The organism is Salicibibacter kimchii (assembly GCF_003336365.1).
GTDB lineage: Bacteria > Bacillota > Bacilli > Bacillales > Marinococcaceae > Salicibibacter > Salicibibacter kimchii.
In genome coordinates, this window is the sequence record NZ_CP031092.1 from 2,966,157 (window position 1) to 2,986,114 (window position 19,958).

18 protein-coding genes are annotated in these 19,958 nt (G+C 45.5%); 11 read left to right on the plus strand and 7 right to left on the minus strand.

The genetic code is table 11. The features are described 5' to 3' along the window. Positions 1–122: 122 nt before the first annotated feature. Entirely contained in the window at positions 123–3,320 is a 3,198-nt protein-coding gene (locus tag DT065_RS15010; protein WP_160112583.1) for a DEAD/DEAH box helicase, read from the plus strand. Positions 3,321–3,795: 475 nt separating this feature from the next. Here the strand turns inward: DT065_RS15010 and DT065_RS15015 are convergent, their stop codons facing one another. Continuing rightward, a complete protein-coding gene (locus tag DT065_RS15015; protein WP_114374757.1) occupies positions 3,796–5,136 on the minus strand; it encodes an MATE family efflux transporter in 1,341 nt (446 codons plus the stop codon). A 405-nt stretch (positions 5,137–5,541) separates the two neighbouring features. Here DT065_RS15015 and DT065_RS15020 point away from each other — a divergent pair, with 405 nt between their 5' ends. From DT065_RS15020 to DT065_RS15035, 4 genes are all read left to right on the plus strand, one after another. Continuing rightward, on the plus strand, positions 5,542–6,606 hold the full coding sequence (locus tag DT065_RS15020; RefSeq protein ID WP_114374759.1) for a C45 family autoproteolytic acyltransferase/hydrolase: 1,065 nt from the start codon (positions 5,542–5,544) through the stop codon (positions 6,604–6,606). A 58-nt stretch (positions 6,607–6,664) separates the two neighbouring features. Further along, positions 6,665–7,579 carry an efflux ABC transporter ATPase subunit, DrrA-related gene (locus DT065_RS15025; RefSeq protein ID WP_114374761.1) on the plus strand — a complete coding sequence of 305 codons (915 nt, stop codon included), beginning with the start codon at positions 6,665–6,667 and terminating at the stop codon, positions 7,577–7,579. Positions 7,580–7,596: 17 nt separating this feature from the next. Continuing rightward, complete coding sequence (locus DT065_RS15030; protein WP_114374762.1) at positions 7,597–8,415, plus strand: ABC transporter permease; 819 nt, start codon at positions 7,597–7,599, stop codon at positions 8,413–8,415. Between the two features lie 85 nt (positions 8,416–8,500). Next, positions 8,501–9,127: a flavodoxin family protein gene (locus DT065_RS15035; protein ID WP_114374764.1), complete on the plus strand. Its 627-nt coding sequence runs from the start codon at positions 8,501–8,503 to the stop codon at positions 9,125–9,127. 632 nt (positions 9,128–9,759) lie between these two features. On the opposite strand, the gene DT065_RS15045 is transcribed toward DT065_RS15035, so the two are convergent. Continuing rightward, positions 9,760–10,134, minus strand: a complete 375-nt coding sequence (locus DT065_RS15045; RefSeq protein ID WP_114374768.1) for a DUF488 domain-containing protein — start codon at positions 10,132–10,134, stop codon at positions 9,760–9,762. A 103-nt stretch (positions 10,135–10,237) separates the two neighbouring features. Here DT065_RS15045 and DT065_RS15050 point away from each other — a divergent pair, with 103 nt between their 5' ends. Beyond that, entirely contained in the window at positions 10,238–11,155 is a 918-nt protein-coding gene (locus DT065_RS15050) for a R2-like ligand-binding oxidase (protein ID WP_257791157.1), read from the plus strand. 38 nt (positions 11,156–11,193) lie between these two features. Here the strand turns inward: DT065_RS15050 and DT065_RS15055 are convergent, their stop codons facing one another. Together DT065_RS15055 and DT065_RS15060 are read right to left on the minus strand one after the other, a co-directional pair. Next, complete coding sequence (locus tag DT065_RS15055; protein ID WP_114374771.1) at positions 11,194–11,796, minus strand: short chain dehydrogenase; 603 nt, start codon at positions 11,794–11,796, stop codon at positions 11,194–11,196. Between the two features lie 70 nt (positions 11,797–11,866). After that, complete coding sequence (locus tag DT065_RS15060; protein ID WP_114374773.1) at positions 11,867–12,463, minus strand: TetR/AcrR family transcriptional regulator; 597 nt, start codon at positions 12,461–12,463, stop codon at positions 11,867–11,869. 84 nt (positions 12,464–12,547) lie between these two features. Here DT065_RS15060 and DT065_RS15065 point away from each other — a divergent pair, with 84 nt between their 5' ends. Next, complete coding sequence (locus DT065_RS15065) at positions 12,548–13,027, plus strand: hypothetical protein (RefSeq protein WP_114374775.1); 480 nt, start codon at positions 12,548–12,550, stop codon at positions 13,025–13,027. A gap of 45 nt (positions 13,028–13,072) precedes the next feature. On the opposite strand, the gene DT065_RS15070 is transcribed toward DT065_RS15065, so the two are convergent. Beyond that, positions 13,073–13,972 (minus strand): glycine betaine ABC transporter substrate-binding protein, encoded by a 900-nt coding sequence (locus DT065_RS15070; RefSeq protein ID WP_114374776.1) that lies wholly within the window; start codon positions 13,970–13,972, stop codon positions 13,073–13,075. Positions 13,973–14,170: 198 nt separating this feature from the next. Between DT065_RS15070 and DT065_RS15075 the strand changes: the two genes are divergently transcribed. From DT065_RS15075 to DT065_RS15090, 4 genes are all read left to right on the plus strand, one after another. After that, positions 14,171–14,725 (plus strand): GbsR/MarR family transcriptional regulator, encoded by a 555-nt coding sequence (locus DT065_RS15075; RefSeq protein ID WP_114374778.1) that lies wholly within the window; start codon positions 14,171–14,173, stop codon positions 14,723–14,725. Positions 14,726–14,840: 115 nt separating this feature from the next. Then, positions 14,841–16,310 carry a betaine-aldehyde dehydrogenase gene (gene betB / locus DT065_RS15080; protein WP_114374780.1) on the plus strand — a complete coding sequence of 490 codons (1,470 nt, stop codon included), beginning with the start codon at positions 14,841–14,843 and terminating at the stop codon, positions 16,308–16,310. 16 nt (positions 16,311–16,326) lie between these two features. Then, on the plus strand, positions 16,327–18,033 hold the full coding sequence (betA, locus tag DT065_RS15085; RefSeq protein ID WP_114374782.1) for a choline dehydrogenase: 1,707 nt from the start codon (positions 16,327–16,329) through the stop codon (positions 18,031–18,033). 190 nt (positions 18,034–18,223) lie between these two features. Then, the gene (locus DT065_RS15090; RefSeq protein ID WP_114374784.1) at positions 18,224–18,559 is read left to right on the plus strand and encodes a hypothetical protein; all 336 of its coding nucleotides are present in this window, start codon (positions 18,224–18,226) and stop codon (positions 18,557–18,559) included. A gap of 37 nt (positions 18,560–18,596) precedes the next feature. Here the strand turns inward: DT065_RS15090 and DT065_RS15095 are convergent, their stop codons facing one another. Beyond that, positions 18,597–18,944 carry a hypothetical protein gene (locus DT065_RS15095; protein ID WP_114374786.1) on the minus strand — a complete coding sequence of 116 codons (348 nt, stop codon included), beginning with the start codon at positions 18,942–18,944 and terminating at the stop codon, positions 18,597–18,599. Positions 18,945–19,081: 137 nt separating this feature from the next. Next, positions 19,082–19,876 (minus strand): IclR family transcriptional regulator, encoded by a 795-nt coding sequence (locus DT065_RS15100; RefSeq protein WP_114374788.1) that lies wholly within the window; start codon positions 19,874–19,876, stop codon positions 19,082–19,084. Positions 19,877–19,958: the final 82 nt, after the last annotated feature.

Below are 19,958 nucleotides of genomic sequence, written 5' to 3' on the forward strand. Positions count from 1 at the left end.
AACAAGCGGCGAAACCACGAATTATTTGCATACCTAAAACCATTCTATGCTCTTGTTTTCTAGTATACTGGAAGGATAGAATATGAATAAGAGAGTGGCTAGTGGAGGAGATGGAGACCCAGATGTTTAAAATAAACCAACATGATTTGCATCCGGATTATATTTTTCAAGCCGTGGAAAACCCTAGGACATATACGCGCGGCGAAATCTATTATTACAATGATCGCGTAGGACCTGTGCATTTTTTTCAGGATGAAAAGATGACAGAAGCAGCGGTGCATGGATCGAGGGGCTATAAGTGCCGGGCTAGGTTTCAAAGCAATGGGGGGTTGGACCAGGTGAGCTGTTCTTGTCCGGCGTTTGATTCCTATTCGGGGTTGTGTAAGCACCTCGTCGCGTTTTTGTTGGAACTTGACGAATTAATGTCTACAGAAGAATACGAACAGAAATATAGTGCGCATCAAGGACACCGAATGATCGATGTTTTTAAAGAGACGTTTAAGCCCGAACAGCCGGCTGCCGTCATGGAAAAAGAAATGCTCGATGTCCGTTACGAACTGGACTGTCACATCAATCCGTTTTCCGGTATTGTCCAAGACATTTCCATACGTCTACGTGCCGGCGTGAGCCGTCCCTATGTTGTGAAGAATATTAAACGGTTTATTGAAGACGTACAAGTGGGGCAAAGCCATTTTTTTACGAAAAAATTTAGCTATCAACCGGAAAATCACCAAATTGCCGAAAAAGATCGGGAAGTGTTGGACCTGTTATGGAAAATAAGTAAGAGTGAGCCTGCCGGTTATTCCATGTATAGACAAGAACGTGAGCTCGACATCCCCGATCTGATGGTTCCGGATCTATTCGAGTTGCTGGAAGGAAGAAACGTCGACATTAAATCAGGTCAAACGGCAGAATCTGTCAAGGTTGATTCCTTTCATTCCGACGCTCGTCTTGAATTTTACTTGCAAAAAAGTTCAGAAGAAGATGCGGTCGAATTATATTTAAAGGAAGGAAACTATCTATTTTTCTCTACGGATCATCGGCTTGTGCAAAACGGGGAAAGCCTTTATCGATTGAATCAAGCGCAAGCAACGATTATTCAAAAGCTGTTAAGCACGATGGATGTGCAGGAGGCCTTGACCAGTTTTTCGCCTGAGGAAATGGAACCTTTTTGTTCATATGTGCTGCCGAAATTAAAAGAAATCGCGGCGGTTGAAATGGATGAAGCGCTAACGGATGTGATCCGTCAGTACCCGTTGAATGCGAAAATGAAGATTGACTATCGCGAAGAAGCCCTCAGTGCCCATGTCACTTTTCAGTATGGGGATACAGAGATCAATCCGTACGGGGAGCAAGCGAACGATGAGGATATAAACGCGATCATCGTACGCGATGTGGAAACAGAGGCAATCATTGAATCGTTGCTCGAACGAATCCCGTTCGCGCAATCAGACGAAAAGCTCATGCTCGATGATGAAGAGGAAATGGCAGTTTTTCTGTTTGAACAACTGCCTTTGCTGCAAGCGTATATTGATATTTACACGACGTCGACAGTCAGGCAGATGATCGCTCCCCTTGAGAAAAAACCGAGTGTGTCCCTTGAGGCAAATGAGGAAACGAACTGGCTTGATGTTTCTTTTTCTGTGGAAGGCATTCCTTCCGACGAGGTGGAGCAATTGCTTGAAGCACTGAAAAAGAATCAGACGTATTATCGCCTTCCGAGTGGGGCTTTTCTCCATCTTCAAGGGGAAGAGTTCGGGAATGTAAAAAATGCCGTTGATCATTTTGCCCCTGAAAAAGGGACATTGAAAGAAGAAATGAAGGTCCCTCTTTATCAGGCGCTTTCCCTGGAGGAAGAAAAGGCTCAGTCTTTTAAGTTATCCGCTTCCTTGCGGCAATTAATGAACGATGTCAAAAAGCCGGATTTTGTGGATGCGGATCCTCCTGAGGCGATTAACGCCACGCTTCGGGAGTATCAATTAACCGGGTTTCGTTGGCTGAAAACGTTGTCGCATTTCGGGCTGGGAGGGATACTGGCCGATGATATGGGCCTTGGCAAGACGCTGCAAACCATCACGTATTTGCAAGCGTTGGCGGATGAAAATAGGCATATGCGTACGCTCATCATCACGCCCGCGAGTTTGAGTTATAATTGGGAAAAAGAATTTCAGCGTTTTGCTCCCGAAATGAACACGGTTGTTATCGCGGGACCCAAAGCGGAAAGGCAAAAAAAGCTCGAGCAAAGCTCAGACGCACAAGTGCTTATTACATCTTATCCACTCATTCAACGGGAGGCTGACATCTATCAATCCGAGCCGTTTGATGTACTCATTCTAGACGAGGCCCAGGCGATCAAAAATCAAGCGTCGAAAACGGCGCAAGCGGTACGATCGATCCAAAAGGCGAGTGCGTTTGCCTTGACGGGAACACCGATTGAAAATCGCCTTGACGAGCTCTATTCCATTTTTCATACGCTCCTCCCGGGCATTTTAGGAACGAAAAAAGCGTTTAAGGCCATGCAAAATGAGGAGGTTTCCAAACGCGTGCGCCCCTTTATTTTACGGCGCATGAAGAAGGATGTCCTCACAGAATTGCCGGAAAAGGATGAGCAGGTGCAATACACGAACCTCACCGATGATCAGAAGAAGCTCTACATGGCTCAAGTCAATCGACTAGCAAAGGATGTGGACTCGGCGATCGAGGGAGATCAATTTCAGGAACAGCGCATGCAAATACTTGCCGGGTTAACGAAGCTGCGCCAAATTTGTTGTCATCCCCAGCTTGTTTTGCCGGATGAGTCCTATAAATCCGGGAAGTTCGACCGGCTGTTGGAATACGTGGAGGAAGGGCTCGCTTCGGGGCGGCGAATGGTGATTTTCTCTCAATTTACATCGATGCTTTCCATGATCCGCACCGCTTTCGAAGAACGAGGCTGGTTATATCATTACCTAGATGGCAAAACGCCGGCTAAGGAAAGATTGGCACTCACCGAACGTTTTAACGAAGGAGAACACTCGCTCTTTTTAGTATCGATGAAAGCTGGCGGTACCGGTTTAAATTTAACCGGCGGCGACACGGTCATCCTTTTTGACACATGGTGGAACCCGGCGGTGGAACAGCAGGCGGCGGACCGCGTTCACCGTTTCGGGCAAGAGAACAATGTTCAGGTGATCAAACTAATTATGTCCGGAACGATCGAAGAAAAAATGCTGGAGATGCAGGAACAAAAGAAAGCTTTGGTGGAAGAGGTTATCCAGCCGGGAGAACAACAGCTCACGAGCTTACGGCCGGAGGATGTGAAAGAATTGCTGAGTGTTTAAAAGAGAGGACCCCTCGTCGAATCGGCGAGGGGTTTGGTCGTTGGGACCATGCCGTAACCGTTTATGGTGACTGTTTCGGCATGCGCAAGTCTGGTTCGGGTTCCATGATTGCTCCATGGTGACCGTTTCAGCGCACAACTGCCCATTTTGGGTCTCATAAGGCATCATGGTGCCCTTATCTGGGTTCGAATGCTAGGTTGGGGTCCCATGAACACTTCATGACGACCATTTCGGACAATTTGACTGAACAAGAATGAAAATTGTCCGAGCTTGAAGGCACTTCGGACAATTTTGAAGGGAGCAGTACGAAGAGTGTCCGAACAGGCGGAGACTTCGGACAAATTTTGAGTGTGCCAAACAGGAAGCGTCCGAACTGACGTCTGTTCCGGACACTCTGCTATGGATTCAAATCCGCGGAGCAAGAATCCTCCGATCTATCAATGAACCTCTGGATAATGATCCACTTTCCTTACCGTCATTCTTCTTTAAACAATTCCTTGTCGCGCCATTTTCCAAATCGATAATACAGATAGGCGGCCAAGCTGCCCAACATGAAACTGACGCCCATACCAAGTGCGATCCCTGTATCCCCGAATAAATTGGAAAATAAACTTGTCAACGGGTAGCGCAACACCCAGAATGAAATGATATTCAGTACGAGCACTTGATACATCGCGCCCGATGCGCGCACGATGCCATTCAATACAAAATTAATGCCGAGAAACGGATAGCAAAGGGCGACGATTTGTAAATATCTTGTTCCAAACTCCACGGCTTCCTCGTCCCGGATAAACATTTGAATGCCGTACTCGGCGAAGATGACGATCAATAAGCCGATCCCAACCATGACAGCAAAATTATACATCACCGCATATTTAGTGATTGCATTCACCCGTGACCAATTTCCAACGCCGATGTTTTGTCCGGCCATACTATTCACCGCTGTTCCCAGTGCCATTGCGGGCAGCATAATCAAGCTGTCCAAACGCTGCGCGGCGCTAAATCCTGCGACCACATCTTCTCCAAAGGTGGTCACTACGCTCATGATCGCGGCCACCCCCGCGGAGATTACCGCCATCTGCATCCCTGAAGGGATGCCTAACCGGAGGATTAAACCGACTTCGATTTTTTTCGGCAAGGAAGGAATCGTAAAAGGCGCGAGCCCCCGACGTAACACGAAAAATAGGCCATACAAAAAGGCGCTGCCTTGGGAAAGGATGGTTGCGTAAGCCGCTCCTTCGATGCCCATGTTCAAGCCGGCAATGAGCAAAGGATCCAACACAATATTAAGTATGACCGCGATAAAGACAAATCGTATCGGGGTCTTGCTATCGCCCATTGCTCGCAACGTTGTTGCGATAAAGTTATACCCGAATAGAAAAATCATGCCGAGAAAATTAATTTGCAAATAAGCGGTGGCTGGTGCCATCATGCCTTCCGGCGTTCCGAGCAAGCGTAAGAGTTCTTCGGCAAAAAAAGTACCTGCCACGCCCAATGATAATGATAAAATGGATAGAACGACGACAAATGCGTTCAGATAACGCTTGAGCCCTCCATCGTTTTCCATTCCTTTTTGTTGAGAAAGAATCGTCAGCGATGCATTGTTCAGCCCGATGACAAACGAGAGCATTGTAAATATGATCGTACTGGAAACTGCTACCGCGCCCAACGCAGCCTCCCCCAACAAATTCCCGACCCATAAGCTATCCGTAAATTGAAAGGACGTTTGCAAAAGGTTCGTGAGCATGATTGGTCCAGAGAAAACAATCAACGGCTTGAGAATATTTCCTTGTGTGAAATCTTGCTGATTGTTCATGTGCATGGGTCCTTTCCGCATTCTCTAAAGGTTTATTCTATCATATGGGAACGGAGAAGGCAGAACCGACAAACTTTCCACGAGCGAAAAAGGAGAGGCATTGGCCATCTCCTTTCCATCGTAACAGCTCCTGTTTCATTCATTATGATTCTAAGGGTAGAATTCCCTGTTCACTTACAAAGAAAACGTGGCACCCTCCCCGGTTGCTCGCTTCTTTTGGGGCTCATGGTGAACAAACAGCGGGAAAGCTTTGTGTTTCGGTCTTCATGAAAGGGTCATGGAGCCTGAAAAATATGAAATCACCAGATCAGGGTCGTCATGAAAGCGTCGTGCGGTCTGGGTTTCTATTGCTTTATTTTCATTCCTCATTCCATTATCCTTATATGAAGAAGGAAGGGTTAGAAGATGAAGCAAATACACAGCGATATCATTCAATTTCGTGGATCCCACTATGATTTCGGATACTACCAAGGGGAGAAGTTAAAAGGTTCCTTGTCCGTCAAAAATCGGGAGAATCAATGGAAGGTGCGGGCACCACGGTTTATGATCAACATCGATGAGGCGAAAGAGGCAATCACCGCGTTCGCACCCGGTGTATGGGAGGAATTGCTCGGGTTGCAGGATGCGCTGGAATGGCCGTTGGAACGAGTGTTGAAGGAATACGGAGGGTATCGTGTGAACAGCGCGCCGTCTGGTTGTTCTGTGTTCGCAGGCAATGATTATCTCGTCCGTAATTACGACTATCACCCCAAGACTTACGACGGCCGCTTTCTTTTTTTCCAACCGACAGATCAAGGGTACGCGATCGCCGGTCCGAGTCAGCGGATCACCGGGCGGATGGACGGCATCAACGAAAAAGGGCTTGTCGTGGCGTATAACCTAACGAATCGAAAGAAATCGGGCGCCGGGTTTATTTGCAGCATGATCGGGCGGTTGCTTTTGGAAGCTTGCGCGAATGTGGAAGAAGCCATGGAGATGGCAAAAGAACTCCCTCATCGTCACTCGTTTAGTTATCTCGTTTATGATGCAAAGGGAGAAATGTTCGTTATTGAAGCATCTCCGAGAGGTGTCAACACCCGGAAGGCAACAGCGTGCACGAATCATTTTGACATTCAAACACGGGAAAATCGCTTTCATCTCGAAGATTCGAAACAACGATTGGAAACGATGCAAAAAAATGCCAACCGAAATGCTCACGATGCATTTCGGTTACTCAACGATACAAAACAACCGATTTTTTCCGATCGCTATAAAAGTTGGGCAGGGACGATTCATACGTCTGCTTATTTTCCAAAAGAAAAGCACGTTTGGATGGCTTTGGGTGGCGACCGCGAACCGATGGCCTTTGATTTTTCAAACTGGCTTGAAGGCGTTGATGTGGCCCAGAACCGCCTTAACGGAGAGGTAAACACGGATCTGCCATTTTTACACATGGATGAAGGAGCCGATTGGTTTAGAAAAAATAAATAAGTGGACAAATTGTTCAATTGTTATACAATGGGCATGGAAGAAGAAAGAGGTGCCAACGTTGATCGACGTGCAAAACTTAAAAAAATCCTATAAATCGTTTCAAGCCGTGAACAATAGTAATTTTCATGTTGAAAAAGGTGAAATTTTTGGCTTTCTCGGTCCGAATGGGGCAGGGAAGAGCACCACGATTAACATTTTATCGACGATGCTGCAGCCGACGGGCGGGTCGGTGACGATCAACGGCTATGATGTGGTGAACCATCAAAACCGGGTGCGCGAGAGCATCGGGATTATTTTTCAGCAAAACACGTTGGATGAGAAATTAACCGCCAAGGAGAACCTAACGCTTCATTGTAAATTTTATGGTGTACCTCGCGCGAAGCGAAAGGCACGCATTCGCGAAGTGTTGGAAATCGTGGATCTTACGGAGAGCATCAATACGCTTGTGGAGAAGTTTTCCGGCGGTATGCAACGCCGGCTGGAAATCGCCCGCGGATTGCTCCATTATCCGAAAGTGCTGTTTCTCGATGAACCGACCGTTGGGTTGGACCCGCAAACGCGGGCACATGTATGGGAGTACATATTAAAATTGAAGGAAAAAGAAAACATTACGATGTTTTTAACGACGCATTATTTGGATGAAGCGGAAATTAGCGATCGCATCGCAATTATGGATCATGGGAACATCATTGCCATCGACACGCCGAAAAAGCTTAAACAACAGCTCGGTGGCGATATTATCGAAATTACGACGACAGATAATGAAACAGCGATGAAAGAGATTGAAGCGGGGTTTGATGTCATCGATTTATCGCTAAAAGAAGGCGTTATCCATTGTAAAGTTGAAAACAGCGATGCGTTTGTGTCCACGTTTATTAAAACATTGCAAACACCGCTCACGGGATTGGATATTCGTAAACCAACATTAAATGATGTTTTTCTCTCCTTTACAGGGCGGGAAATCCGAGATTAAGCAGGAGGGAATCGCTCGTGGAAGGCATTATCGCCATTTGGCAAAGAGATATGATTAAGTTTTTTAGAGACCGTCCACGTATGATCGGCTCCTTTTCGATGCCGATTTTATTTTTGATTGTTTTTGGTGTTGGCATGGGCGGTGCCATGGAATCGTTGGTGGCCTCGGGCACCGGTACGGAAGATTTTAATTACGTCGAATTTATTTTTCCCGGCATTATCTCGATGACGCTCCTTATGACTTCTATTTTTTCCTCACTTTCAGTGATTCAGGATCGCGATTTCGGGTATATGCGCGAAATTCTTGTTTCACCGGTTTCAAGGGTGAATATCGCGATCGGCAAAATGTTAGGATCCGCGTCCGTTGCTTTTGTTCAAGGGGTCATGATGCTGGTGCTCATGCCATTTCTCGGTATAACCATCGATTTCGTTTCTTTTTTACAACTGTTGCCGGTAATGTTTATGATCGCATGCGCGTTTGCTTCCCTTGGGTTGCTGGTGGCGAGTCTGTTGAACTCCATGCAAGGGTTTCAACTTGTCGTCAATATATTGGTTATGCCGATGATTTTTATGTCCGGCGCCCTGTTCCCGCTGAATAATATGCCGGGATGGGTTGATTTTCTTGTCACGTTGAACCCGGTCACGTACGGTGTCGATCTAATGAAGCACATCATGATTGATGTCGAGAATTTGAGTTCGATGGTGCGGGAAGAAATGGGATTGAATCTAACGTTTTTCGGGCAGCCGGTTACGACAGCCGGAGAAGTGATCTTTTTGCTTGGTTTCACTGCCCTGTTGATTCTTCTAGCCACGCTTACCTTTAGGCGTAAAAATTAATCGTTGTTGTTGTCACCTAGGATGTTTAACTTTTTTGCTCTGCGGCAATTGCAATTAGTAAACGCTAGAAAGAGAGGTGGCAGCTGTGAAGAATATCAAGGCACTTTTCTTAAATTGTTCATTAAAAGGAAGTGAGGACGTTTCCAATACGCAGTCGTTAATGGATGAATTGGCAGAGGTGCTCAAAACGAATCAAGTAGAATGTGAAAGCGTACGGATTGCCGATTACCACGTGGCCTACGGCATTACGACTGATGCAGGAGGTGGCGATCAATGGCCGGAGATCCTTACAAAAATCAAGCATGCGGATATCGTTATGGTTGGCACGCCACTCTGGATCGGGGAAAAGAGCAGCATAGCTAAAAAAGTGTTGGAACGAATAAATGGTAGTGTAAACCTCACAAATGAAAAAGGCCAATCTATATTTTACGATAAAGTAGGCGGCGTTGTCGTCACAGGCAATGAAGATGGTGCTAAGAATGCAGCAGCTTCCATTGTTTTTGCTTTGAATTACATGGGCTTTACCATGCCCCCGGAACCCGTCGCCTATTGGACAGGCGAAGCCGGCCCGGGCCCCTCTTTTATTGAAGAAGAAGGGATCAAAAACGAATTCACCGCAGGACAGGTAGAAACGATGGCCTATAACTTGGTACACATGGCAAGGATGATTAGGCAAAACCCTATCCCGGCGGAAGGGAATGTGAAAGGATAAGCATTTCTCACCGGAGCTGAAATAATAAGGTTATAAAACACGACGTGGAACACCGAGGGCATCATGCTATCATAAAGACATGAATGGCAAGAAAATATTATCTATAGAAAAAGCGTTGTTTTCTCGGAACAAGATATGGTCGATATAGCGGCCTCTTCGCAACCATTCATTTGTCGATGGGAATGAACGCGTGGGGCGAATGTTGATTATTTTTCTATTGCTGAAGCACGATCTCCCCCCGCTTGTTATTGAAAAATCAGATAAGGAGCGGTATATTTTCTTTGTTGGCCAATCAGGATGAGGAAAGTCTTGCCTCTTTCTTTTTAGAAAAAATCGGTATAGAAAAAGACAGGCAGAAAAGGTTTGCAAACAAACAAACAAAGAATGAATCGCTCCTGTATAATGGGTGACTAACGTACGTGTGTTTCGATATCAAGGGTTGTGCATTATTTCAGAAATTCTTTCAAAGACAATTACGTTGAAGATTGCATCAGACAACTTGCATAGAGCGAGGTATACGAGAAAGTTTGACGATATCGTCCGTCAAAAGGGTGGCATATCACTCTGCGATCAACCAAGGGAAAAAATTTCTGGAATAGAATCCCAGTTTTCCGAATTCTATCTGAACATTTTCATGGGGTGAACAACTGCCTGTCCAATATTTCTTTTAGGACGCGCGCATGGTTATATGTCTCTTCCTTGGCCGCGAAGATGAGGGTGATGTTTTTTTCGTGCGTCTTGGTGAGCGTTTTTAACCGCTCCAACGCTTCGTGTTGTTGTTCATTTTCCTGTAGTTCATTTTTGTATTCTACTTTAAATGCTTGGAATTTTTCCGGGTCGTGTTGAAACCATTGCCGCAATGCTTTCGATGGCCCTACTTCCTTCACCCATTCATCGATATACGCTTTCTCTTTTGAAACGCCACGCGGCCAGACGCGATCGATGAGGATACGGAATCCGTCTGGCTTTTCCATTTCCTTGTAGATACGTTTGATCGCAATTGGCATAATGGATCCTCCTCCTTGCATGGGTCTTTAAAAATACCCTACATTTTTCGTGATTTACAATCAATGCAGAACCTGTAAAAATGGAAATGTAAGCACTTACAAAATAGAGGAGGGCGTTCACATGACTGACAAACCTTTCAAAACGACGAGCGCGGCCGGCATTCAAGAGGATTCCTTGCCATTTAAACTTTTTCAAAAAGCAAAACGTTTTGGGGTTTGGAATCCGGCTGATTTGGATTTCACGCAGGATAAGAAGGATTGGGAAACATTTAGCGAGCAGCAAAAGGAAGGGACGCTACGGCTGATTTCGCAATTTCAAGGTGGAGAAGAAGCGGTCACGAGGGATTTACTTCCGTTAATCATGACGATTTCCAATGAAGGGCGCCTTGAAGAAGAAATGTTTTTAACAACATTTTTATTTGAAGAGGCCAAGCACACTGAATTTTTCAGAATAGTCCTAAATGAACTGGGGATATATCGGGATTTGACGGAATATCATTCAGACACCTATCGAAAAATATTCAATGACATCCTTCCTTCTTCGATGGAACGGCTCGTGCATGATCAATCCCCGGAAGCAGTGGCGGAAGCGGCAACGGTTTACAACATGTTCGTAGAAGGCGTGTTGGCCGAAACGGGATACTATGGTTTTTTTCGGTCATTACAACACATAAACGCGATGCCGGCGTTATTGGAAGGGGTCGGCAATTTAAAAAGAGATGAAAGCCGCCATATTGCCTATGGAACGTTTTTGTTGCAACGTATCATCAGCGAGCACCACCACATTTATGATTTAGTTATAAAAAAAATGGAAGAATTAACCCCGCTCGCGATTCAGATTAATCAGGAAGGTATGGAAGATGACAGTGAAGAGGAAAAACGAAATACGATGAACTTCACGCAAAAACAGTTGTCCACGCGCATGCAAATTTTAGGCAGGTCCCGTGACAAAAGGCTTGAAGAGATCTATAAGCAGAGGGAAGACGAAGTAGGGATGGAAGAAGCGGATGCTGTGAAGTAAGGAGGGGCGTCTCCGATCAGGGAGACGCTCTTATACGTTTAGCGATAAATCTCATAACTTTGCCCTGTTTGCATGCCCTCGACACTTTTTTGATAAGCGAGTGCCACTTTGTCTCCGGGAACGGGCTCAAAGCCGGCAAATAGATGGCCGATTCGCTCTGCGGATTCTTGCAATAGGCTCGGGCTTACACTGTTAATGCGAATGCCCCGGGGCATTTCAATCGCGGCAGAGGTCACAAATGAACGAATAGCTCCATTAGCCATGGCGGCAGAGGATCCTTGCGGGATAGGATCATCCATCATAACGCCGGATGTTAAGGTAAAACTACCGCCATCGTTAACATATGGAAGGCCAAGCAGAACGAGGTTGATTTGGCCTTTCATCTTACTGTTGATGGCTGTTTCATTTTTCTCTGGTGTCAATTCCGAGATCGGAGCAAAACCGGCGCTGCCGGAGGCGTTAATGACGGCATCTACATTGCCTGTTTTTTCATACATGTCGCGAATGCTGGCTTCATCGGTGATATCCACCTGAGCATCCGCGCCGTTCCTGCCCGCGCGAATGATCTCGTGATCTTGTTTCAGACGATCGTATATGTTGCTTCCGATCGTTCCGTTGGCACCAACCAATAGTATTTTCATGATTATCATCCTTTCTTCCCCGCTAACTATAACCGAAAATAAGTCGATTGAAACGTGAAAAAGAAGTCTTTCACTGACACGTCTTTTGTAAATATTCCCTGATTTCTTTTTCAACAACTTGATTGTTATACAAGTCCGCATAAATGACAGATTCAAATACTAAGCCATGGATGAATATAATTAACGCATTTGCTTGTTCTTTCATATTTATAGATGTTTCAATATATCCGTTTTTATGAAGGTTTATTAATATATCCTCGGCGAAATTAAAGTTTACTTCCCGAAATTTATTCTTTTGCTCGTGGTAATCTTGGTTCATCGTTGCCATCATCGAAAATTTAATCCATATATCATTCTCAATCCTTTCTTCTTCCGTATTAACTTGAACAATCTGCTTAATCATACGAACGGCATCCTCAAACGTCCAGTTATCCACTTGTACTACTTTTTCCATTCTTTCCTGAAATCTTTGATGAATGACATCCATGGCGAACATATAGATGTCTTTTTGTTTTGGAAAAAAATGTTGAACAGAACCTAAGGATAAGTTTGCTTCTTTGGCAATTTCCCGCAAAGTCGTGTTTTCGAAACCTAAATAATGAATGATGCGGAACGTTGCTTCTACAATTTGATTTTTTCTTTCGGCATGATTGATTTTTTTCGGCATAAAATAACTCCCTTGATTTATAAAAAGAAATATATTAAAATTCTTTTTAGGTCAACTGACTTATTAAAAGGAGGGGGTTCTTGTATGGAAAACATATTTCTTCAATATATTTTTGTTTTTATTGTAAGTATGATCCCTTTCCTTGAAGCATTTATAACTGTACCAACGGCAATTATCGTTTTCAACTTTTCGACTTTAGCGGTTTTAGTCGTTGCTGTTCTCGGTAATGCGTTGAGTGTTCTTCTTTTTATATTCTTTGGAACTGAAATCAAAAAACTTTTTAACACCATTTATAATAAACTTCGAAAGAAAAATCGTACACCCATGAGCATTAATCCCCGAATCAAAAGAACATTCGATCGTTTTGGTGTGATCGGCGTATGTTTTTTGTCATCCGTTTTGTTTAGTAGTCAGGTTGGTGCTACGACAATGACGACGCTGGGGGGATCCAAAGGTCAAGTGTTTTTTTGGACGAATATGGGAGTGATTACGCTGGCAGTAGCAATGGCTATATTATCAGTAGTTGCAGAAGAATTAGTTTCGTCATTAGTGAATTTATCGTAAATAAAAAAAAGGAAACGCCCGTGAGAGCAGTTTCCTTTTTGCTACTTATTCTTCGCTATCGGTGTCCAACCATTCATCAACCGTTTCTCGATTGTCATCGATCCATGCTTGGGCAGCATCCTTCGGCTCCGTATCATTTTCAGCCATGTCCAGCATGACCTCGTTCATATCATCAGCCTCCCAATAGAAGTTGTCGAGAATTTGATAAGCTTCAGGTTCATCTTCTTCCAGACCTTCTCGGACCATCGTCCGGATTTCTTCCTCTTCTTCATAAATGCCTTCCGGATCTTCCAGGAAACGAATGTCATACGTATTAAATTTCCAATGCGGTTGCCAAGCCGTCACTACAATCGGTTCTTCATTGTCAATCGCACTATCTAATGCAGCGGTCATGGCAGCATCACTGGACGTTTGTAGCGTAATGTCTAAATCATACGCCTCTATGGCTTGCTCAGTTGAATCCACGACCCCCGCACCAGGGTCGATTCCGGTGATTTCATCAAAATTGTCGGTAGTCACTTCTTCAATACTGGTCACGTCCATATACTCTGGAACGGCCAGTCCGGTACGGTTTCCTTCCAAATTCGGGCCCAAATCGACCACTTCGTCTCCATAACGTTCATAGTCAGTCGCCATGTCCGAAGGCAACCAACCGGCAACAAAGCCATCCGCATCCCCTTGCGCAACACTTTGCCACATGATGGCTTGCTCGACTTGATTTAAGTTTACATCATATCCTGCTTCTTCCAGAACGAGCCCAATGACATTGGACGAAGCCACTTCGGATTCCCAGGCAACGTAGGTGAGTTCAATTTCGCCCTTTACATCTTCAGCTTCGTTTGCCTCGTCGCCGGACGCTTCTCCTTCATTGTCTCCGCATGCCGCAAGGACGAGTGCGCTAAATAAAAATGGCAAAATCCACTTGCCTTTTTTAAATAAATGCATGATATGCCTCCTAGTTAAATTTGTAATGAATGTTTAATACAAATTAAATACATGTTGACTATAACATAATGCGAGAGGTTGTCAACGGGACGATTCGACAATAGTCTGTTTGAATTTTTCGGTGTTGAACGGTATAATTTACATTAAATAAATTTTAAATGATTCGAATTTTACCGTTGAACAAGGTGAGTGATCGCAATGGATGAGAAACGAAAGGAAAAAGAAGCCGAGTTGCAAGAAGGCGATCGTTCCATCGAGGATAGTATTGCCGATACGATGGATATTTATGGCTACACGCGTTCCGTTGGGCGCATTTATGCTCTCTTGTATTTGCACGGCGAACCGATGACGCTTGATGATTTACGGGATGAATTGGGCATGAGCAAAGGAAGTATGAGCCTGGGAGTACGCAGATTGATGGACGATAAGCTCATTCATCGTGTTTTTAGAAAAGGAGAGCGTAAGGATTTGTACAAGGCAGAAGAGGATTACTTTAAATTTTTCACAAGTGTTTTTTTGCGTCGCTGGCAAAGGGAAGTAAGTGTAAACATGGAAGGCATTCGTCAGGCGCAGCCTCAATATGAAGCATTGATTGATGATCCGGATACGCCCGAGGATGTGCGGGAAGATGCCAAACGAAAACTTGAAAAAATTACAGGCTCGCTGCCTTATTATGATTTCTTGGAACGAATCGTCGCCAAGACGGAATCGGGGGAATTATTTCGAATGATATTCGATGAAGAAAAGGAATAAGAAAAATCAGCGTAATGGGCGCTGGTTTTTTTGTTTGACGAGTGCATTTCACTATGGTACATTTTAATTGATCAAAACGTTTAAAATATATTAAACAAAAAGGAGCGTGATTTCTTTGCGCTTACAAATGTATATCGACGGTAACTGGATGGATGCTGTCGACAATCAAAAACGAGACATTATCAATCCATATAACCAAGAAGTGATCGCGACGGTCGCGGAAGGAAACGAAAAGGATGCAAAAGAAGCAGTGTCGGCTGCGCGCCGCGCTTTTGATGAAGGGGCTTGGGCAACAACGCCGGCAAACGAACGCGGAGAGATCGTTCATGAAATTGGTCGCTTGATTCGTGAGTCACGACAAGAACTGGCTGAATTGGAAACGCTGGATACCGGAAAAACCGTGAGTGAAAGCCTCGATGATATGGACGACATCGCCAATGTTTTCATATATTTTGCAGGATTGGCCGATAAAGAGGGCGGCGAATTGATTGAGAGCCCGCTTCCGGATTCCACGAGTAAAGTCGTCCGTGAGCCGGTTGGGGTGTGCGGTCAAATCACGCCATGGAATTATCCGTTATTACAGGCGGCATGGAAATTGGCGCCGGCGCTTGCCGCGGGAAACACGCTCGTGATGAAACCGAGCGAGATCACGCCGCTTACGACGGTAAAAGTGTTTGAACTGTTCGAGCAAGCAGGCGTCCCCGCGGGTGTGGCAAACATTATCCTCGGACCGGGCAATACTGTAGGTGCCCACCTATCCGAAAGCACCGACGTCGACTTGATTTCTTTTACCGGCGGCATTGACACCGGGAAAAAAATCATGCAAGCCGCGAGCACCAATGTGAAAAACATTGCTTTGGAGCTCGGAGGCAAAAATCCGAATATCATTTTTGCGGACGCTGATTTTGATGTTGCGGTCGATCAAGCGTTAAACGCGGCTTTCTTCCACGCCGGGCAAGTTTGTTCTGCCGGTGCACGCGTACTTGTGGAAGAATCGATGCATGATGCTTTTGTTGATGCCCTAGTGGCTCGAGCGAAAAATATTAAACTCGGCAACGGTTTCGCGGAAGACACCCAATCCGGGCCGCTCATTTCCGCAGAGCACCGGGAGAAAGTGGAAAAATATGTAGCGATCGGTCAAGAAGAAGGCGCGACGCTGGCGCTGGGCGGAAAAAGACCTGAAGACGCAGAATTGCAACAAGGGTTCTTTTTTCTGCCAACGATATTCACCAATTGTACAGCGGATATGCGCATCGTCCAGGAGGAAGTCTTCGGTCCGGTGCTGACCGTTGAAACATTTGAATCAGCTGAAGATGCTGTAATAAAAGCAAACGACAGCATCTATGGACTCGCCGGTGCGGTATTTACGGAAGACATCGCGAAAGCCGAAAACGTAGCAGCCAAGCTTCGCATGGGAACCGTTTGGATCAATGATTTTCATCCTTATTTTGCCCAGGCGCCTTGGGGCGGTTACAAACAATCAGGCATTGGACGCGAACTTGGACGTCCCGGCCTGGAAGAATATACGGAAACGAAGCACGTATTCCGAAACATCAAACCGGAACCTTTAGGATGGTTTAAATAAGAAGGAGGTTTTTGAGTTGAATCAAACATCATATGACTACGTCATCGTTGGCGGGGGCAGCGCGGGTTGTGTACTCGCCAACCGTCTAAGCGAGGATAAATCGAAAAGTGTACTCGTTCTGGAAGCGGGACGCAGTGACTATCCATGGGATTTGTTTATTCAAATGCCGGCAGCTTTGATGTACCCGTCCGGCAATCGATTCTATGACTGGAGGTATTCTACGGATGCCGAGCCTTATATGAATGGACGTCAAGTTGCGCATGCCAGGGGAAAGGTACTCGGGGGATCAAGTTCCATCAACGGGATGATTTATCAGCGCGGCAATCCGATGGACTATGAAAAGTGGGGATCCGACCCGGGCATGGAAACGTGGGACTATGCCCATTGTCTGCCCTATTTTAAACGGCTGGAAACAGCCTATGGAGCAGATTCGACTGATGAGTACCGCGGACACGATGGCCCGGTGAAATTGAGGCGGGGTCCTGCAAAGAACCCTTTATTTCAAGCTTTTTTTGATGCAGCTGCAGAGGCTGGTTACGCGAGAACACCCGATGTCAATGGGTTTCGTCAGGAAGGGTTCGGTCCATTCGACAGTCAGGTGCACAACGGAAGACGGGCGTCTGCTTCAGGGGCCTATTTGCGGCCTGCCATGGGTCGCGAAAACCTGACAGTAGAGACACGTGCGTTTGTGACCAATATCAATTTTGATGGTAAGCGAGCCAATGGCGTTACGTATGAAAAGAATAAAAAAACGCATCAGGTTCATGCAGGCGAAGTGATCCTCTCCGGCGGTGCATTTAACACGCCGCAATTACTCCAATTGGCCGGTGTAGGCGATGCTGAACATCTGAGCTCCATTGGCATTGACCCGATCGTTGACCTACCGGGTGTAGGCGAAAACTTTGAAGATCATCTCGAAGCATATGTCCAGTACGCTTCTTCAGAGCCTGTTTCTGAAATGCCGAGTTTAAATAAAGCAAAAATGCCTTGGATCGGCTTGCAATGGCTGGTTGGACGTACTGGTCCGGCAGCAACGAATCATTTTGAAGGCGGAGGTTTCGTCCGTTCGAATGACGATGTTGATTATCCGAATCTGATGTTTCATTTCCTTCCGCTAGCGGTTCGATATGACGGGCAAAAAGCGGATACGAAGCATGGGTTCCAAGTACACGTTGGACCGATGTACTCCAACTCCCGGGGGAGCCTGAAGATCCGTTCAAAAGATCCTTATCAGCATCCGAGCATCGTATTTAACTATTTATCTACCGAAGAGGATCGGCGAGAGTGGGTGGAAGCCATACAAGTCACGAGGAAAATCCTTTCCCAGCCGGCGTTGGCGCCTTACAATGCAGGTGAAATTTCCCCCGGACCTTCTGTCCAAACGGATGAGGAAATTCTGGAGTGGGTAAGGAATGACGCTGAAACAGCCCTCCATCCATCCTGCAGTGCAAGAATGGGTCCTGCTTCGAATCCGATGGCTGTTGTAGATCCGCAGACCATGAAGGTTCATGGCCTGGATAACCTGCGGGTCGTTGATGCGTCCGTGATGCCGTATACGACGAATGGAAATATTCATGCACCGGTGTTGATGCTGGCAGAAAAAGCAGCCGACATCATCCGTGGAAAAAAACCATTGGAGCCCGAGTATAAGGACTTTTACCGTCATGGCGTACATCCGAAAGACGCGGGCACCGTAGAAAAAAACCAGATGGTACGTTCATAGCGGTAAACTTGAAGGAGGGTCCAGCTTTCACGCTGGATCCTTTTTTATGGTAAAATACCAGATAGATTTAACCTGACGTTTTAGAATCCGTCTTTTCGGAAATGAATGGTAACGTGGGGAATTTTAAAAAAACAAGGAAAACCTTTCTATAGAGAGTTTAATGATGAAGGTTGAAGGAGGTGTGCCCGGGATGAACAAAGCCGGAAAGTTTTTGGTCGCTATTTTCGCGTGTCTTGCAGTGATAGTAAGCGCGGGACTGGTGTATATGTTTGTGGCAGGGAGCAATGCCGAAGATGAGGGTGAAATCGAAGAAGTATCAGCGCAAACGACAGAGAGCACTGCAGCCACTCATCCGGAAGGAGAAGTCATCTGGAGCGCGGAAATCGATGATCTCAGTTTAGAAGATTTTTCAATCAGTGGGTCTGATGCGGGTCTGCAAGTTGAAATTCCGGAATCCACGACAGAAAATATAGAAGACATCGAGGAAGCGTTTGAAGATCTACCAATTAATATCGTAGAAAAATAACCAACGGACTTGGGGCAGCCAAGTCCTAATTTTTTGCTTATAACCATAATGGAACATAAATAAAGATCCCTAAACCGATGACGACGACTAGAAGCAAAATGCTCTTCCAACGTGTTCGGTTCCAGAATAAAATCGAAACAATAATTGCCTGCAAAAAAATCATGCTTGAACCGATGATCATCGTCATTGGCGAAAACACAAATCCGCCGATAATGTTGACGAGTATACCCACGGGCATTAGGGCAATCGTCGCGATTTTCAGCGGGCTTTTTTTAATACCCTGTAAAATCTCCCGCTTTTCTGCTTCGTTGAATTTATCGTACTCCACAAGCGCGAACCACCCGGTAATGATTAAAAGCGCTCCGGTTACGGAAACGGTTCCCATTATTTATCACCCTCCATCGTAGCATCGCACGAAGAAAATTCCCTCCCCTGACATTATACCCTTTGTGGCATGGATTAAATCAGCGTCCGTCCGAATGAGTGTAATAAAAAAAGAGCCCTTGGAGGACCCTGGACAAGTTAAAATTTTCTGAAATATCTTTCGTCGTACCCGAGCCGAGTGGATGCTTCTTTTCCGGCTTCTCTTACTTTCTTCGCGATGTCCGGTATGCTGTAACCTTTCATGCGTTGGATCGGTCCCACAACGGTAATGGCACTGACTACCTTTCCTGTATAGTCCCTTATTGGCGCGGCAACTGATTTCGTTCCTTCTGTTAATTCCTCTGTGCTGACGGCGTATTTTTGTTCGCGGATTGTTTTTAGTTCCTCCCGAAGTTCATCAGGATCGGTAATGCTATTCTTTGTATGGGCAGTTAACCCTTTATTAATAACATCTTCCACAACCTGTTCTTCACTAAAAGCGAGCAGAACTTTACCTGAACTTGTGCAGTAAGAAGGGTTTCTCCTCCCAAGGTGTGTCAAAATACGAACAGGATGATGACATTCTTCTTTATGAATATAAATGGTATCGAGGTCATCCAAGATAGCCAGATGGGCGGTTTCTCCCGTTTTATTTACCAATTGACCAAGGACGGGTGCAGCTTCCTTGTGAATTTCCAAATCATTTGTGACAATCCCTGCCATGGTGAGCACGGAAATCCCTAATCGGTATGCATTGGTTTCCTGATCCTTGGCAACAAATCCTTCACTAGCCAGTGTCGCCATAATTCGACTAACGGTACTTTTGGCCAAACCTAATGATTCAGCCAGCTCGCTAACCTTTTTCGTCGGCTCAAATGTAGAAAAACTCTTAAGAATACGAGCTGCATTCTTAACGGAGGAAAGCGTTTGTGGTTGATCGTTCTTTTTTACCATGCAAGTCACTCCTTAAAATTAGTTCTTTATGAAGGAACGCATTAATCATTTATTCATCCGCTTCTCACCTTCATTATATAAG

Excerpts from the sequence above, each read along its gene's own strand:
- DT065_RS15010 (WP_160112583.1), top strand. The coding sequence starts at position 123 with ATGTTTAAAATAAACCAACATGATTTGCATCCGGATTATATTTTTCAA.
- DT065_RS15015 (WP_114374757.1), bottom strand. The coding sequence starts at position 5,136 with ATGAACAATCAGCAAGATTTCACACAAGGAAATATTCTCAAGCCGTTG.
- DT065_RS15020 (WP_114374759.1), top strand. The coding sequence starts at position 5,542 with ATGAAGCAAATACACAGCGATATCATTCAATTTCGTGGATCCCACTAT.
- DT065_RS15045 (WP_114374768.1), bottom strand. The coding sequence starts at position 10,134 with ATGCCAATTGCGATCAAACGTATCTACAAGGAAATGGAAAAGCCAGAC.
- DT065_RS15055 (WP_114374771.1), bottom strand. The coding sequence starts at position 11,796 with ATGAAAATACTATTGGTTGGTGCCAACGGAACGATCGGAAGCAACATA.
- DT065_RS15060 (WP_114374773.1), bottom strand. The coding sequence starts at position 12,463 with ATGCCGAAAAAAATCAATCATGCCGAAAGAAAAAATCAAATTGTAGAA.
- DT065_RS15065 (WP_114374775.1), top strand. The coding sequence starts at position 12,548 with ATGGAAAACATATTTCTTCAATATATTTTTGTTTTTATTGTAAGTATG.
- DT065_RS15070 (WP_114374776.1), bottom strand. The coding sequence starts at position 13,972 with ATGCATTTATTTAAAAAAGGCAAGTGGATTTTGCCATTTTTATTTAGC.
- DT065_RS15075 (WP_114374778.1), top strand. The coding sequence starts at position 14,171 with ATGGATGAGAAACGAAAGGAAAAAGAAGCCGAGTTGCAAGAAGGCGAT.
- DT065_RS15090 (WP_114374784.1), top strand. The coding sequence starts at position 18,224 with ATGAACAAAGCCGGAAAGTTTTTGGTCGCTATTTTCGCGTGTCTTGCA.
- DT065_RS15095 (WP_114374786.1), bottom strand. The coding sequence starts at position 18,944 with ATGGGAACCGTTTCCGTAACCGGAGCGCTTTTAATCATTACCGGGTGG.
- DT065_RS15100 (WP_114374788.1), bottom strand. The coding sequence starts at position 19,876 with ATGGTAAAAAAGAACGATCAACCACAAACGCTTTCCTCCGTTAAGAAT.